We start from the raw sequence: 16579 nt of genomic DNA, 5'->3' as shown, positions 1-16579 counted from the left end.
TATGACTCAAACGAAATTCCGTTCCGGATTCGTGGCGATTATCGGTCGTCCGAATGTCGGCAAATCTACGCTTATGAATCATTTAATCGGGCAAAAAATTGCCATTATGTCGGACAAGCCTCAAACAACGCGGAATAAAATCCACGGCGTGTACACGACGGATACCTCGCAGATCGTTTTCCTCGATACGCCAGGCATTCATAAACCGCAGTCCAAGCTTGGCGACTATATGATGAAAACCGCTGAAGGCGCCCTAAAAGAGGTTGAGGCCGTGCTCTTCCTGATTGACGTTGCCGACGGACTAGGCGGCGGCGACCGTTTTATCATCGAGCAGCTGAAAAAAGTAGATACGCCCGTGTTTCTTGTGATGAACAAAATTGACAAGGTTCAGCCGGAGAAGCTTCTTGAGATTATTACCCAATACAAGGATCTGTATCCGTTTGCGGAGATTGTGCCGATCTCGGCGCTTCAAGGCAACAACGTGGAGACGCTGCTTGCGCAAATCCAGAAATATTTGCCGGAGGGACCGCAATATTATCCCGCCGATCAAGTTACAGACCATCCGGAGCAATTCGTCTGCGCGGAGCTTATCCGCGAGAAGATCCTGCATATGACCCGTGAAGAAATCCCGCATTCGATTGCGGTTGGCATCGAGGATATGAAAGTGCAGGAGAATGGCGTTGTTTATATCGGAGCGGTTATTTTCGTGGAGCGGGATTCCCAAAAAGGCATTATTATCGGCAAGAAGGGTGCCCTGCTAAAGGAAGTCGGGAAGCAGGCCCGCCGCGATATTGAAGCGCTGCTTGGATCGCGCACATTCCTGGAGCTTTGGGTCAAGGTGAAGAAGGACTGGCGCAATCAGGAACGCGTATTGAAGGATTTCGGCTTCCGGCATGATTAAGCCGGATTTGACGAATTTTGTTAAGGATAGCATTCGGCAAATTACCGTATCCTAATTACTGTCTGGGGCTTCATTTCCATGGCGGAAAGGGATGAATACGAATGCGAAATTTTTCGTGGAAGTATTTTACATTGACCGGTGATGTGGAGTCATACATGCTCTACAAGGAAATGGATCAACTTGGTCCAGAGAATCATCCTCAACATTTGCCGGGAGACAATGAGGAGCTTGCTGCTGAGTTCGAGGATTCGTCTGCCCTTTAATTGGTTACTCTGCAGGCTGCCTTGAATGAAGCATGGGGGAGAAGGTAGTATGCTATATCGTGTGGAGGGCATTGTCATCCGCAGCATGGACTATGGGGAAGGCAATAAAATTATTACGCTGCTGACGAAAACAAACGGAAAGCTTGGCGTAATGGTGCGCGGCGCGAAGAAGGTGAAGAGCAGACATGCTTCTCTCGCGCAGCCATTTACATACGGTGAGTTCGTATTTTTCCGGAATAAAGGTTTAGGTACGCTTAATGCTGGTGAGATTCTTGAATCTCACCATCTTTTACGTGAACAGCTGGATTTGGCCGCTTATGCCTCCTATCTGGCGGAGCTGACGGACAAGATGCTCCAGGAAGACGAATCCGGCGCGATGTTGTTTGAACAGCTTAAGGCAGGGCTTGCGGCCATGGAGGAAGGCAAGGACCCGCAAATCGTTTCGCATCTGTACGAGATGCGAATATTAGAGGCTGCAGGTTACGCTCCTGAGCTGGAGAATTGCGTGAATTGCGGCAGCGATCAGGGACCGTTTCGCTTAAGCCCGCCAGCTGGCGGCGTATTGTGCCCGAGATGCGCAAGGAACGATGCCCAGGCGTTGCCGATGGGGGAAGGAGCATATAAGCTTCTGCGGTTGTTCAGCCGCATGGACTTGAGGCGTCTTGGAGCCATCCAGGTGAAGCCGGAGACAAAGAACGAGCTGAAGCGGCTGATGCGAGAGCTGATGGATGCCCATATCGGCATTCCGCTCAAGTCAAGAACCTTTCTTGATCAAATGGATAAATATTCCTTCGAATAAACGGCATGATCGGTCCCGAGACCGAACGCGCCGTTTTTATTTTCCTGTACGATTACGCTTGGGCATTAGTACCTAATAACTGGTTTGACAACTGCATTAAAAATGTTTAATATATTTGAATATGAATATGGACAGTGATGGAGAAAGTAGCAGTTGATGCCTTGAACTAGCGATCCGGGGACAGTGGAAGCCCGGGCAGGCTAAACATGCGAAAAGGCACTCCGGAGTCAGTTAACGAAAAGAGGATTTTCGCACGCTTCTGGAATGAGGAGCGACAAGCGGAAGTCAAGTAGGGTGGAACCGCGGGAGTCAGCTCTCGTCCCTACGTCTGGCAGCAGGCGTAGAGACGGGAGCTTTTTGTGTCCCCGGATCCGCCATACTAAATAATGAAGGAGAGAAAAAGGTCATGAATTTTCAAAACATGATATTGACTCTGCAGCAGTTCTGGGCAGAGCAAAACTGTATTCTCGTACAGCCGTACGATGTCGAGAAGGGCGCGGGAACGATGAACCCGATGACCTTCCTCCGCACGATTGGCCCGGAGCCTTGGAACGTAGCATATGTCGAGCCTTCCCGCCGTCCTGCCGACGGCCGTTACGGCGAGAACCCGAACCGGTTGTACCAGCATCACCAGTTCCAGGTTATCCTGAAGCCGTCCCCGGACAACATCCAGGAGCTGTATCTGGAAAGCTTGAAGCGCCTTGGTATCGATCCGAAGCATCACGATATCCGCTTTGTTGAAGACAACTGGGAATCGCCTACCCTTGGCGCATGGGGCCTTGGCTGGGAAGTATGGCTGAACGGCATGGAAATTACCCAATTTACGTACTTCCAGCAGGTCGGCGGCATCGATGCCAACCCGGTTGCGGTAGAAATTACGTACGGTATGGAGCGCCTCGCTTCGTACATCCAGGAAAAAGAGAATGTGTTTGATTTGGAGTGGGTAGACGGCGTAACATACGGAGACGTCTTCCTGCAGCCGGAGTTCGAGCATTCGAAATATACGTTTGAAACTTCCGATTCCGCGATGTTGTTCCAGCTGTTCAACATGTACGAGGAAGAAGCGAAAAAAACGATGGAGCATAACCTCGTATTCCCGGCTTACGATTACGTGCTGAAATGCTCCCATACGTTTAACCTGTTAGACGCACGCGGAGCGATTAGCGTAACGGAGCGTACGGGCTACATTATGCGTGTTCGCAATCTGGCTCGTGCCTGCGCGGCGACTTATCTGGAGGAACGGGAACGTCTCGGCTTCCCTCTGCTGAAGAAAGGAGTGGAGAACAATGGCTAAGGATTTATTGCTCGAGATTGGACTAGAGGAAGTGCCGGCGCGTTTCGTGCGCGGCGCCATGAATCAATTGAAGGAAAAGGCGGTCAAATGGTTCGACGACTCGCGTATTCCCTACGAATCGGTTGAAGTGTACGGAACGCCTCGCCGTCTTGCCCTGTACGTAAAAGGCGTTGCCGAGAAGCAGGAAGACATTAACGAGCAGGTTAAAGGTCCTTCGCGTAAAATCGCCCTTGATGACCAAGGCAACTGGAGCAAAGCGGCGCTTGGTTTCGCTCGAAGCCAAGGCGTAGACCCGGAGCAGTTCTTTTTCCAGGAGCTTGCCGGCGTTGAATACGTATACGCGAACAAAAGCAGCGTAGGCACGGAAACGGCGTCCGTATTGCCGGAAGGCCTCACTAACCTGATCACATCGATGTCCTTCCCGAAAAACATGCGCTGGGGCAGCTATGAATTGAAGTTCGTGCGTCCTATCAAATGGATTATCGCCTTGTTCGGCCAAGACATTATTCCGGTTGAAATCACAAACGTGAAAAGCGGCAACGTATCGCGCGGTCATCGATTCCTTGGCGAAGAGACGGTTGTGGCAACTCCCGCGGATTATAAAGAGCGTCTGCGCGAGCAGCATGTCATTGTTGATGTTGAAGAACGCGAGCAGCTGATCGTGGCTCAAATTCAGGAGCTGGCCAAAGAGAAGAGCTGGGAAATCGCCATCAAAGAAGATTTGCTCGAAGAGGTCTTATTCCTGGTCGAGTATCCGAACGTATTATATGGGACATTTGATCCTGCATTCCTCAATATCCCGCAAGAGGTTCTTATTACGTCGATGCGCGAGCATCAGCGCTACTTCCCGGTATTAAATGCGGAAGGCCAGCTGCAGCCGTTCTTCGTAACGGTGCGCAACGGCGACCGGACTTCGATCGAGAATGTTGCGAAAGGCAACGAGAAGGTTCTTCGCGCGCGTCTGTCCGACGCGAAATTCTTCTACGAGGAAGATCAGAAGCTTGCGATTAACGATGCTCTGGCAAAGCTTGAAAATATCGTTTACCACGAAGAGTTGGGTACGGTTGCGGACAAGGTTAGAAGAATCCGCGCAACAACCGATCTGATTGCTGCAAAACTTGGTGTCGACACGGACGCCGCTGCAGCAGCAAGCCGCGCGGCGGATATTTGCAAATTCGACCTTGTTACCCAAATGGTATACGAGTTCCCTGAGCTGCAAGGCATTATGGGCGAAGATTATGCGCGCAAGGCAGGGGAAAGCGAAGCGGTAGCGAAAGCGATCAATGAGCATTACCAGCCTCGATTCGCAGGCGACCGTGCGCCGGCATCCCTTGTGGGCGCAATTGTCAGCCTTGCCGACAAAATGGACACCATCGCGGGCTGCTTCTCGATTGGCATTATCCCGACAGGCTCGCAGGACCCTTATGCTCTTCGCCGTCAGGCATCGGGCATCGTTCAGATTATTTTGGCTCAAGGCCTTGATCTGAAGCTGACAGACCTGTTTGACGCGGCTCTCCAGGTGCATGAAGCACGCGGAATGAAACGCGGTGCGGACGAGATTCGCAAAGACTTGAATGACTTCTTTGCGCTTCGCGTGAAGAATGTTCTGTCGGAGCAAGCTAACCGTTATGACGTCGTTGACGCAGTTATGGCAACCGGCTTTAATGACTTGCGTATTACCGTTGAACGCGCCGCGCTGATTAACGGACTGGCTTCGGGCAGCGAACGCAGCGAGTTCAAGCTGACGATCGATGCCTTCAACCGGGTATGCAATCTGGCATCCAAAGCGGAGTCGCGCACAGTAAATCCGGCTTTGTTCGAGGAAGCTGCGGAAGGCGCGCTTTATGAGCAATGGCAAAAAGCCCATCCGGCTGTTGCAGCCGCAATCGCCGAGGGAGATATCGCTGCCGCGCTTGCCAATCTGTCTTCGCTTAAGCAGGCGATTAACGCTTATTTCGATTCGGTTATGGTTATGGCCAAGGAAGACGCTGTGCGCAGCAACCGTCTGGCGACTCTCTCGCTTATTGCGGACGACATTACAGCTATTGCCGACTTCTCGAAGCTGGTCTGGTAATACAGGTTGCACTCGTCAATGTATCATTGTCGTCAATCCATAGAAGGAAGGGATGATGATTATGGCAGGTTCAGCTGAAGTGATTATTTACGTTGTATCCGACGCTGCTGGCGATACCGGAGAACTCGTCGTAAGAGCGGCGGTAGCGCAGTTCCACCCGGTTCAGACGGACATCCGCCGCGCACCGTTCGTCATGGATGTTCCCACCTTGGAGAGGTTCGTTCTACAGGCTAAGCTTTCAGGCGCTATCGTGCTCTACACGCTTGTTATTCCGCACTTGCGGGAAGCGATGAAGAAACTCGCCAAGGAGCATGAAGTGGATGCCATTGATCTGCTTGGATCGCTGATCGAAAGCCTTGAACGGCAGACCGGCCGTCATTCGCGTCAGGAACCTGGTCTTAACCATGTTCTGGACGCGGATTACTTCCGCAAGGTGGATGCCGTCGAATTTGCTGTCCGTTACGATGATGCAAAAGACCCTTCCGGTGTCCTTAAAGCGGATATCGTGCTGATCGGCGTATCGCGGACGTCGAAGACTCCCCTGTCCATGTATCTGGCGCATCAAAAATACAAGGTAGCCAACATTCCGCTCGTCCCGGAAATCAAGCCGCCGAAGGAACTGTTCAACGTCCCGGTTGAACGGATTGTCGGACTTACGATTGGCGTTCCTTACTTGAACACCATTCGGAAGGAAAGGCTCAAGGCGCTTGGTTTGCCGGACAGCGCATCGTATGCGGCGGAGGATCGGATCCTGAAGGAGCTTGAGTACGCGGAGGCGATTATGAAACAAATCGGCTGTGTCGTAATCGATGTGTCGCATCGGGCGGTAGAAGAAACGGCAAGTCTGATTATGGAGCATTTTCGGGGCGTTTGAGCCTAAATGCAGGATTTTTTTGAAGTAGTGCCGTATATAATAGTACGGTAATTGAAATATACAACAATAAGCGGTGATGCGTGATGGAGCTTAATCAACCGACAGTCGTCGTTGACGGCGACGCTTGTCCCGTTAAGACCGAAATTGCTCGGACTGCACGCAGCTTCCGCGTCCCGGTTGTCATGGTATCCTCGTATGACCATCGGCTTGAGCCGCAGGAAGGCGTCTCGGTTGTGCAGGTCGACCGCAGCAGTCAATCGGTCGACTTGTATATCGTCAATCATATAGTGAAAGGCGATATCGTAATTACGCAGGATTTTGGTCTGGCATGTATTGCGATTGGAAAAGGTGCGGTCGTCTTGTCTCCGCGCGGCGAGCAGTATTCGGACGAGAACATCGATTATTTGATGGAACGGCGTCATGAATCTGCAAAAAGAAGGCGAGCGGGTGGTAAAACGAAAGGCCCAAAAGCAATGAATCATGAGGACCGGGAGCGTTTTCAACAAAAGTTGACAAAAGTTTTATCAAACTTGCAGGAGAAACATGACATTTAGCGAATATTATTTACGTGTCATTAGGATGAAGGTGATGGATAATGACCTACGGTAAAATACCGGATGACGTTATTGAGGCGGTACGCCGTCATCATGACATCGTAGATACGGTGAGCAAATACGTTCATCTCTCAAAGAACGGCAAGTATATGAAAGGGCTTTGTCCTTTCCATTCGGAGAAGACGCCTTCCTTCACCGTGACGCCGGAGCTGCAAATTTTTCATTGTTACGGCTGCGGCAAGACAGGCAACGTTATCCGGTTTGTGGAAGAGATTGAAAGCTATACCTTTCCAGAAGCGGTCCGAGTGCTTGCCGAAGAGGCGGGCATACCTGTTACCTGGGCTAATCCGGACGGCTCGAAGCCGACGGCAGCCGATACGGAACGCAGCGCTGTTCTCGAAGCGCATGAGCTGACTGCGAAATTTTACCACTATTTGTTGAACAATACGCAGTATGGCACAGAAGCAAAAGAATATTTGCGCGGACGGGGGTTTGGCGACAAGCTGATCAGTCAATTTATGATCGGTTACGCGCCGGAACAGTGGGATACGCTAAGCCGGTTCTTAACAGCCAGGAAGTTCGATCCCTCCTTAATGGAGAAAGGCGGGCTGCTATCCGCGAAATCAGACGGGAGCGGATATGTGGACCGGTTTCGGGGACGAATTATGTTTCCGATATGGGATCGGGACGGCAAAGTAACGGCGTTTGCGGGACGAATAATCGGTGAAGGCCAGCCGAAATATTTGAACTCACCGGAGACGATGCTGTTTACGAAAAGCCGCACGATTTACAATCTGCATCATGCGCGACCTGCCATCCGCAAGAGCAAGCAAGTTGTTTTATTCGAAGGGTATATGGATGTTATTAAATCTTGGAGTGCCGGCGTAAAGAACGGGATAGCCACAATGGGAACGGCTTTGACGGAAGAGCATTGCAGCATTCTTGCAAGGCAGGCCGAAGAAATCGTGATCGGTTATGACGGGGATGACGCCGGACAAGCTGCCGCGATGAAGTCTATTCCGATGCTGGAAGGGGCAGGGCTTAGAGTGATGGTGGCCATGCTTCCCAAAGGGAAAGATCCGGACGAATATATTACCGAATACGGTCCGGATGCTTATCTTCGCGAAGTCATTGATCAGCCTGTCACAACGACAAAATTTAAGCTTATATATTCAAGAAAAAACCATATACTGCTAAAAGAAGAAGGTCGGAAAAATTACTTGCTTGAAGCCGCCGGAATTGTGGCAGAGCTTGATTCGGCTATTGAACGCGAGGTTTACCTGCAGGAGCTTTCGCGCGAATTTAATTTCCCATTAGAGGTATTAAAGCAGGATTGTCACATTAAGCATCAAGAATTGCAAAAAAAGAAACCCGGAAGGGATAATAACGACAATTCGTGGAATAATGGTAGGAATGAAAATCGCCGAAGATCGGGGCCTCCAGTGCTAATGCCTGCTTATACGTATGTTGAGCGGAGGCTGCTTCATGTGATGATGCGCGACAGGGATGTGGCGCAGACGGTCCATGAAAAGCTGGGAGACGCGTTCAATATTGAGGATCACGCAGCGCTTGCTGCTTATTTATACGCATTTTATGCGCAGGGCTATGATCCGGATGCCGGGAGGTTTATTGCCTCCCTCCAAGACGAACGTCTGGAGAGAACGGCTGCAGCCATTCTGATGATGGACGGGGATTTTCCTTTTGACGATGCAATTTTGGAAGCCGATATTCAGGACATTATCAAAGTACCTAGGTTCCGGGAGATCGACCGAAAAAAAGAGGAAATGATGCAGGCGGAACGCGCCGGAGATCATCTGCTCGCCGCGCAAATGTTAAGTGAGATTATAACCCTAGAGAGAAAGCTAAAAGGAACGACTTGACGATCGGTTCTAGGGAGGAGGGAGTCGGAATATGGCGAATGATCAGCATACTGAACTAGATGCCGAACAAAAATTGGATTTAGTGAAGGAACAATTGATTGAACAGGGGAAGAAAAGAGCCTCCTTAACTTATAAAGAGATTATGGAGAAATTATCGCCGTTTGATCAGGATCCGGAGCAAATCGATGAGTTTTTCGAACAGCTTGACGATTTAGGAATTGAGGTATTAAACGAGAGAGACGAGGATCGTGATCCGCTTAACCGCGGTGAAGACTCGGATCGCGAGCAGGATGATTTCAATTTCGACGATGACTTGGCTCTGCCTCCAGGGATTAAGATTAATGACCCTGTACGCATGTATTTGAAGGAAATCGGCCGTGTTCCGCTCCTGTCGGCGGATGATGAAATCGAACTGGCAAGACGGATTGAGAACGGGGATGAGGAAGCGAAGCGCAGACTAGCGGAAGCGAACCTTCGTCTCGTTGTCAGTATCGCGAAGCGTTATGTAGGCCGCGGCATGCTGTTCCTTGATTTGATTCAGGAAGGCAACATGGGTCTGATTAAAGCGGTAGAGAAGTTTGACCATCAAAAAGGCTTTAAGTTCAGTACGTATGCAACATGGTGGATTCGCCAGGCGATCACGCGCGCCATTGCGGACCAAGCGCGTACCATTCGGATTCCGGTTCATATGGTCGAGACGATCAACAAGCTGATCCGGGTCTCGAGACAGCTCCTTCAAGAGCTCGGGCGCGAACCGACCCCGGAAGAAATCGCAGCCGAGATGGAACTCAGCACCGATAAAGTAAGGGAAATTATGAAGATTGCTCAAGAGCCTGTATCGCTTGAAACGCCGATTGGCGAAGAAGACGATTCGCATCTTGGCGACTTCATTGAAGATCAGGAAGCGCTGGCACCTGCTGACGCGGCGGCTTATGAGCTGCTTAAGGAGCAGTTGGAGGATGTTCTTGATACATTGACAGAGCGCGAGGAAAATGTACTCCGTCTGCGTTTTGGTCTTGACGATGGCCGTACCCGCACCCTCGAAGAGGTTGGCAAGGTATTCGGCGTAACCCGTGAACGGATTCGTCAGATCGAAGCGAAAGCACTTCGCAAGCTCCGTCACCCAAGCCGCAGCAAACGGCTTAAGGATTTCCTAGAATAAGATAGCTTTAACCGATAAGGACCTTTCTGCTCTTGCAGCAAGGTCTTTTTTTCCAATTGACTCTATCGTCATTCTACCTGAGAGGATAACAGAAGGCATATGAATGAAGAGCGACGCCAGATTATCGTCAGAGAAATTGAGCACTGGAGCAGAAGCAAATTGCTCCCGGATCAATATTGTGATTTTCTGCTTAACTTGTATATGGATCATGACCAAGAAGTGAAGCGTGAATCCAATCATTCGATCGCCAAAGCGGTAATGGCCGTTCAACAGGCTTCCGGCAAACATTGGCTGCTTACATTTGGTTTTTTTACCTTTATTTCCTTTGTTGTGCTTTATTTTAACGTTTTTCACCCTCTATTGCAAATTGGGGTCTCGGCTGTTGGCGTCATTGGACTGCTATGGTTCGGCGCCCGTTTGAGACGCCGCCACGAGTCGGCCGGGCTTGCCGTAACCGGCGCGGGCATGCTGCTGATGCTTGGCGCCGGCCTCTACATATTAGGTCAGCATGGGATGACGGAATGGGGCTGGAAGGCCGGGATGATTGGTTGTTGCGCGCTGTTCTGGGTGGTGTACGGAATAGCGGCAAGGATCCAGCTGCTGCATCTTTGCGGCTGGCTTGCGGGAATAATGGTATATGCATGGCTGCTGGGCAAGTTTACGAGCGCGCCGGAATGGTATGAATCTCAGCTGTATTGGATGCCGATCTCGATTCTGTTCGGCTGGGGAAGCTGGTTTGTCCACCGTTGGTCCAAGCAGGCAGCCATGGTTTTATTCGCGGCATGCGCGATTTTGTGGTTTATGCCGGAGTTATACGAGATGATTGTATGGAAAGAACCGGTTATGCTGCAGCTGCAGCTTCAATTGCTGTTGAAGATTGCCGCGGGCGGCGGGCTGTTGTTCTTTATGCGAAAACAATGGATGGTGTGGGTTGCTTAATGTTGAAATTATCTAAACGTCTGCAAAGGATTGCAGACTTTGTAACGCAGGGCTCGCGCGTAGCGGATATCGGTTCCGATCATGCGCTGCTTCCGGTTTATTTAATTCAATCGGGCCGAGTGCCGTCTGCGATTGCAGGCGAGCTGAATCCCGGTCCGTATGATGCGGCACGCAAGCAAGCCGCGGATGCCGGTCTTTCCGGCAAGCTGCAGGTTCGCCGCGGGGACGGGTTATCCGTTCTTGAGCCAGGCGAGGCCGATACGGTAACCATAGCGGGAATGGGCGGCAGCCTGATGAGCAGCATTCTGGAAGAAGGATATTCGGCCGGGAAGCTGGAAGGGGTAAAGGAGCTTGTTCTACAGCCTAACATCGGCGAAGAATTTGTGCGAAGCTGGCTGTTGAAACGCGGCTGGTTCCTTGCCGAAGAGTCCATTTTGGAGGAAGACGATAAAATTTACGAAGTGCTGCACGCGTTTAAATATGACGAAGCGGAATGGAAAAAACGGAATGCGGAAGTATATGACCCTTCTTTCCTTGCGCTTCCTAATTACCAGGAGAAGGGGACTGCGATTTTGGAGAAAATGGGGCCGCATCTGCTACGTGCACCGCAGCAGGTCTTTTTTAAAAAATGGCGTCTCGAGCTTGATAAGCTTGGCAAGATTGTAGCCCAGATGTCTCAATCCGATCTTGAGCAGGCGGAGCAGAAGAAACAGCATTTCCGTGAAGAAATGAATGTAATCGAGGAGGTGCTTCAATGTTTGCAAACGGACAGACCGTCATCCAAATAATGGAGCAGCTTGCTCCAAAGCATTATGCGGTGGAGAATGACAAAATCGGCCTGCAGCTTGGGACGTTGAACAAGGAGATCCGGAAAATCGTTGTAGCGCTGGATGTAACGGATGAAGTTGTCGATGAAGCGATTGCTGCCGGAGCGGAGCTTATCATTGCGCATCATGCCATCATCTACCGCCCTTTGGCAAAGCTGGATACTTCTACGCCCGCGGGCAGATTGTACGAAAAACTGATTAAAAATGATATTGCGGTCTATATTTCGCATACCAATCTGGATGTTGCGGACGGCGGCATTAACGATTGGATGGCCGATCTGGTTGGCATTAAGGCGGAAGGGCGGCAATGTCTCGAAGAGGTGCATACCGACAAGCTATACAAGTTGGTTGTTTTTGTGCCGGAGCAGCAGCATGAAAAGGTGCTTCAAGCGATGTTCCAGGCGGGAGCGGGCCATATCGGCGATTACAGCCACTGCAGCTTTAATATCGAAGGAACGGGAACCTTCCTTCCTGGCGAAGGCACAAATCCTTTTATCGGCAAGCAGGGACAATTGGAAAAAGCAAAGGAAATCCGCATTGAAACGATTGTTCCGCACAGCGTACACCGAAAGGTTGTACAGGCTATGCTGAAGGCGCATCCTTACGAAGAGGTGGCCTATGACCTGTATTCGGTTGATCTGAAGGGCAGATCCTTTGGCCTTGGCCGCAGCGGGAAGCTGGAGCAGCCTGTAACCCTAAGCGAACTAGTCGAGAAGGTAAAGGAAGTGTTCGACGTTCCTTATGTCCGTCTGGTTGGGGATCCGAATCGTATGATTAAGAAAGCTGCCGTACTAGGCGGCTCCGGCGGTCGTTACACCCGTCATGCGCAGTTTGCCGGTGCGGATGTGCTCATCACGGGAGACGTTGATTATCATACCGCGCATGACGCGCTTGCAGACGGTCTTTCCATAATTGACCCGGGTCACAATGTCGAGAAAATTATGAAGAGGCGTGTAGCCGACTGGCTGAATCAGCAGCTCGCTGAACGCAAATACGAGACAAAAGCTGTTCATTCCGCCATTAATACGGAGCCTTTCCGGTTTGTGTAGCATTTGGGATGATAAAACAGGTTGAGGTTTTGTAAAATACCTTGTATACTAAGTCGTGCATCGGAAAGTTTGACAGACAATCGCTGGCGGCCTTGTTGCCGCGAGAGGAAAGTCCGGGCTCCACAGGGCAGGGTGCTGGATAACGTCCAGTCAGCGCGAGCTGAAGGATAGTGCCACAGAAATGGACCGCCGATGGCCGGTTTGCGCCGGCACAGGCAAGGGTGGAACCGTGGTGTAAGAGACCACGAGGAGTATGGGTGACTATATTCCTGGTAAACCCCACTTGGAGCAAGACCGAGAGAACGTAGCAGCCTTGAGCTGCAGCCTTAGCCCGAGGCTCGTTCGGGTTGGTTGCTTGAGCTGTTTAGCAATAAACAGCCTAGATAGATGATTGTCGCTTCGTCGTGGGAGGGTCGTTCCCGTTAATACCACTTGAAGTACAGAACCCGGCTTACGGCAAACTTTCCGCAACGGACAACAAATTACGCCTCCTGGCTTTCGCCGGGAGGCTTTTTTGTTGCTTGTTGCGGAAAGTTTGGGTGTTTGGCTGATGGGTCGTCGGAGCCGGAGTATCTCTTTCGACCGCTGTTGTCTGTCTTTTGCCTTTAACAAGTTTGATTAAGGTGGCAATGGAAAGACAAAGGCGGACGCTCCGCTTCTCAAAAGATACTCCTATCCCTCCTCAATCGCCAACACTTTTCCTACACAACAACAAATAAGCTCCCTTGCTTATGCCAAGGGAGCTTATGTTTGTTTACCTCAAACCTAAGAGTTGCCTCGCAAGGCTTTCGCGGCTCAGTACAAGCTAAGTATTATTGCTAGGCTCAGCTAAGTTGCACGAAATGCAAGATATTTCTGGGTAGCAGCCAGAGGAGGGAGATACATTGCAGAAAATGCAGGATATCTCGCCGGGAGTGCTTAAGAAAAGCGTATCTGGCGTAATATACTGCATTTCATTCAACATAAGTCCGATTAAATGCTCAAAAAGGCTTAATATACTGTATTTCGTGCAAGGTGAGCAGCAGTTTGTCTCATCAAAAAGTAAAAGCATCCTCGGCGAAGTGCCAGAGGATGCTTTCCATTTTTACCTATAAAAACGAATGTGGGAGTCGAGGGCCTTTTTGAGCCCATTTTAACCTTTAGTTCTTACTTCCCTGCGTTATACCGCCGGCCAATTGCTTCCAGACGGTTTTTTGTTTGGTTTGGGAAGTTCTGAAGCGCAGTCGTATAGTTCGAAGCTGCCATCAGAGCTTTGTCGACGTCGATCAGACCGTAGCCGTAATAATTGTCTTTGCCCTTGTCGCCAAGGTCAATGGCCGATTTGCGCATAATGTCCATAACCTCCTCGTTGTTGAGGTCAGGGTTGATGGAGCGGATCAAGCCGGCTAATGCCGCGACATGCGGGCTGGCCATCGAGGTGCCAGACAATGCCGCGTACTGGCTGCCAGGATAGGTGCTGGCGATGCTGTCGCCTGGCGCCGCAACGTCAATGTAATCGCCGTAGTTCGAGAACGAAGCTTTATTTTTCGACGCGTCCGTTGCCGCAACCGCAAAAACTTCCGGATATGCAGCTGGATATCCAGGGCGATCGGTATTGTCATTGCCGCTGGCTGCAACCAACACGACGTCATGATCATAAGCGTACTTGATCGCATCGTGCAGGAACTCGGCTTGAGCATAGTTGCCAAGACTCATATTGATGACTTTGGCGCCATGATCGGTTGCCCAAATAATCCCTTGCGCAACCGAGTAGGTCGAGCCCGCACCGGTACTGTCAAGCACTTTGACCGGCATAATTTTGTTATACCAGGAGATCCCCGCAACGCCTTCGCCATTGTTCACGGTAGCTCCGATAATACCGGCCACATGGGTACCGTGACCAACATCGTCATTTGGAGCTGCTTTCGGATCCACGATATTGGTGCCCTCCATCAGCCTTCCCTTCAAATCAGGGTGATCGGCTTGGACGCCAGTGTCCATAGTAGCAACGATTACTTGGTCATTTCCTTTTGATAAACCCCAGCCTTTTTCGGTTTCGATCGAAGGCAGGTTCCACTGGTATTGGGCATACAGGGCATCGTTGGGAGTAATGATGTTGGCAGCGTCGCCCGTCGTATCGTTTGTCAGGTACAAATAGTGAGGCTCTACGTATTCGGTTTTCCATGATTTTTGGAAGTAATGAACCATTCGATCGGCATCCATATTCTTGGAGCGGAAAACGTAGGTATCGCCAATGCGCTGAATCTTCTCGGCATTGATTTTTTTCTTGATTTGTTCTAATTGCTGGTTGGTCAGCTTATCCTGAAAATGCACAACCACATCCTTGACGTGATAATGGCTGGCATTGCCATTGTCTTCGCCGTCCCGCACCGTCGTCTCCCGGTTGGTATTAGGCTCAACCGATTCAATCCGGTAGTTGCCTTCGGCCGGATAAGGCACAAGCCGCAAGTTCCGTTTTTGATGGCGCTCAACTTGCGTGACAATGTCCTGATTAATAACGCCAACTACGCCGATACCGTTATTTTTTCCGCTAGGAACTCCAAGCACCATGTACCGGCTGCCGGTTTGGCTCATAAACGGCTTGGACTGATACGGTTGGCCGGCTTTCACCTTTGCTTTGGCCTCGTTTACAAATTGCGATGCCGTATTGTCCGGGAGCGAGCCGCGGTTCACGCTTCGGTCACCATTGATCCAGCTGACGTATACCATATGTTTGTGCATGTCCATCATATGGGCGACTTTATCCGTCTGCGCCTTCATCGTGCCCGTTTTCGTTTCATTGCTCATCAGCTTACGGAATTCCTTGCTGCACTCCGTTGTGCAGAGCAGAGAGGTAGCGTCCATATCTTTGTTTAAGGTTTTTACTTTAAGTGCCTTTTCCTGATGCGCCGAGAAGTTTCTAACTTCGGATTCAGGAGCTTTCCGATCATTAAAAATGTATCGTGTTCCGGGTACAACAATGGCTACCAGTGCTATAATCGCACAAAGACCAACCCATTTTTTCGCATTCATCGTTTCTTTCGTCCCTTCATCGCTATGCCAGCGTAATTGCCACACTAAGGATAGGTTGCGCATCGTGAGGCCGAAAATATGCGCCGAACAATGTCTTAACCGCCAGTACCAAACCAATGTAATTTGTGGTATCATGTTGTTGATGCCTTAGTTTTTTTGTTGTAGTAGAAGAAAGGGGAACTACCTATGCCATCGACCAATGCGAAGTCGCTTAGTGAAACATCGCGTACAAAGTTAAAAGATGCAATTAATCAATTGGAATCGTTTCTTAACCAGTATTCGCTGAACCAATTAGTCGGCGAAGAAACTGGAGATGAAGCACAAACGTTTTACAAAGGCCTCTTGTCTGACTTAAGACATCTGTTGGTCTTCTCTGAAGTCTCGGTTGAGAAACTTGGAGTACTGCTCAGACGGCCAAATTTCGATAACGATTTCGCTGAACGCGCCTTGTACGATGTTTATCATCAGTGCGTGAATGCCTTCTTCTATCCGAAGAATGAATGTTATTCCGAAGACGGCCGTTATGCTTACACCGGACAAGACGCTATCCGTTTCCGCTTCAAGCCTGTTCGCGAAGCGCGCGTCATCGTTCTCAGCGTTTCCAAAATTTACGAAGAGCTCCGCGACGAGCTGGCGTACTACGAGAACGATTACATGACCCAGCGCCGTATGCAGGGGCAAAAATAGGACGGAATGAATCACTTTCGATCAGGGAAACTTGATATCGGAGGTGATTTTTTTATGCCGAGAGGCGTAACCTGCAGCGTGTCTAATTGCGTCTTCTGGAAAGAAGGCAACAATTGCAATGCTGATGCCATTTCCATCGACATTGATCAGCATGCCGACTTCAATGAAGAATTCGCGGCTGACGAGCTTGGGCTTTACCATCAGGATCAAGCTACAGAATCATCCGCTACCTGCTGCCACACTTTTAAACCGAAGGAGTGACGG

Annotated in this window: 15 protein-coding genes and 1 other RNA gene; 15 read left to right on the top strand and 1 reads right to left on the bottom strand. The window is 50.3% G+C overall.

Annotated elements, in window-relative coordinates; genetic code table 11:
* The first annotated feature begins 1 nt into the window (after position 1).
* The 13 genes from era to rnpB all read left to right on the top strand — a co-directional run bounded on the left by era (position 2) and on the right by rnpB (position 13085).
* Positions 2-901: a GTPase Era gene (gene era, locus WFK81_RS13940; RefSeq protein WP_336787008.1), complete on the top strand. Its 900-nt coding sequence runs from the start codon at positions 2-4 to the stop codon at positions 899-901.
* 101 nt (positions 902-1002) lie between these two features.
* On the top strand, positions 1003-1164 hold the full coding sequence (locus WFK81_RS13935; protein ID WP_091188858.1) for a YqzL family protein: 162 nt from the start codon (positions 1003-1005) through the stop codon (positions 1162-1164).
* A gap of 49 nt (positions 1165-1213) precedes the next feature.
* Positions 1214-1963, top strand: coding sequence for a DNA repair protein RecO (recO, locus tag WFK81_RS13930; protein ID WP_336787007.1), 750 nt, complete (start codon positions 1214-1216; stop codon positions 1961-1963).
* 406 nt (positions 1964-2369) lie between these two features.
* Positions 2370-3257, top strand: coding sequence for a glycine--tRNA ligase subunit alpha (glyQ, locus tag WFK81_RS13925; protein ID WP_127496388.1), 888 nt, complete (start codon positions 2370-2372; stop codon positions 3255-3257).
* Positions 3250-5331, top strand: a complete 2082-nt coding sequence (gene glyS, locus WFK81_RS13920) for a glycine--tRNA ligase subunit beta (RefSeq protein ID WP_336787006.1) — start codon at positions 3250-3252, stop codon at positions 5329-5331. Before glyQ ends, glyS begins: the two co-directional genes overlap by 8 nt.
* A gap of 61 nt (positions 5332-5392) precedes the next feature.
* On the top strand, positions 5393-6205 hold the full coding sequence (locus tag WFK81_RS13915; RefSeq protein ID WP_336787005.1) for a pyruvate, water dikinase regulatory protein: 813 nt from the start codon (positions 5393-5395) through the stop codon (positions 6203-6205).
* 83 nt (positions 6206-6288) lie between these two features.
* Positions 6289-6759 carry a YaiI/YqxD family protein gene (locus WFK81_RS13910; RefSeq protein WP_336787004.1) on the top strand — a complete coding sequence of 157 codons (471 nt, stop codon included), beginning with the start codon at positions 6289-6291 and terminating at the stop codon, positions 6757-6759.
* A 41-nt stretch (positions 6760-6800) separates the two neighbouring features.
* The gene (gene dnaG, locus WFK81_RS13905; RefSeq protein ID WP_336787003.1) at positions 6801-8639 is read left to right on the top strand and encodes a DNA primase; all 1839 of its coding nucleotides are present in this window, start codon (positions 6801-6803) and stop codon (positions 8637-8639) included.
* A 31-nt stretch (positions 8640-8670) separates the two neighbouring features.
* A complete protein-coding gene (rpoD, locus tag WFK81_RS13900) occupies positions 8671-9801 on the top strand; it encodes an RNA polymerase sigma factor RpoD (RefSeq protein WP_127496383.1) in 1131 nt (376 codons plus the stop codon).
* Between the two features lie 99 nt (positions 9802-9900).
* A complete protein-coding gene (locus WFK81_RS13895) occupies positions 9901-10740 on the top strand; it encodes a hypothetical protein (protein WP_336787002.1) in 840 nt (279 codons plus the stop codon).
* Complete coding sequence (locus tag WFK81_RS13890; RefSeq protein WP_336787001.1) at positions 10740-11528, top strand: tRNA (adenine(22)-N(1))-methyltransferase; 789 nt, start codon at positions 10740-10742, stop codon at positions 11526-11528. Before WFK81_RS13895 ends, WFK81_RS13890 begins: the two co-directional genes overlap by 1 nt.
* Positions 11495-12616, top strand: a complete 1122-nt coding sequence (locus WFK81_RS13885; protein ID WP_336787000.1) for a Nif3-like dinuclear metal center hexameric protein — start codon at positions 11495-11497, stop codon at positions 12614-12616. The genes WFK81_RS13890 and WFK81_RS13885 overlap by 34 nt, the downstream gene beginning before the upstream one ends.
* Before the next feature lie 64 nt (positions 12617-12680).
* An RNA gene (gene rnpB / locus WFK81_RS13880) (RNase P RNA component class A) lies at positions 12681-13085 on the top strand.
* 677 nt (positions 13086-13762) lie between these two features.
* Here rnpB and WFK81_RS13875 read toward each other — a convergent pair.
* Positions 13763-15628 carry a S8 family peptidase gene (locus WFK81_RS13875; RefSeq protein WP_336787322.1) on the bottom strand — a complete coding sequence of 622 codons (1866 nt, stop codon included), beginning with the start codon at positions 15626-15628 and terminating at the stop codon, positions 13763-13765.
* Between the two features lie 186 nt (positions 15629-15814).
* Here WFK81_RS13875 and WFK81_RS13870 point away from each other — a divergent pair, with 186 nt between their 5' ends.
* Together WFK81_RS13870 and WFK81_RS13865 are read left to right on the top strand one after the other, a co-directional pair.
* Complete coding sequence (locus tag WFK81_RS13870; protein WP_336786999.1) at positions 15815-16315, top strand: YpuI family protein; 501 nt, start codon at positions 15815-15817, stop codon at positions 16313-16315.
* 54 nt (positions 16316-16369) lie between these two features.
* The gene (locus WFK81_RS13865) at positions 16370-16576 is read left to right on the top strand and encodes a DUF1540 domain-containing protein (RefSeq protein WP_336786998.1); all 207 of its coding nucleotides are present in this window, start codon (positions 16370-16372) and stop codon (positions 16574-16576) included.
* Positions 16577-16579 lie beyond the last annotated feature (3 nt).

Source organism: Paenibacillus sp. MMO-177, from assembly GCF_037147795.1.
In the GTDB taxonomy this organism is placed as follows: domain Bacteria; phylum Bacillota; class Bacilli; order Paenibacillales; family Paenibacillaceae; genus Pristimantibacillus.
This window is presented reverse-complemented; position numbering and strand designations above follow the sequence as displayed.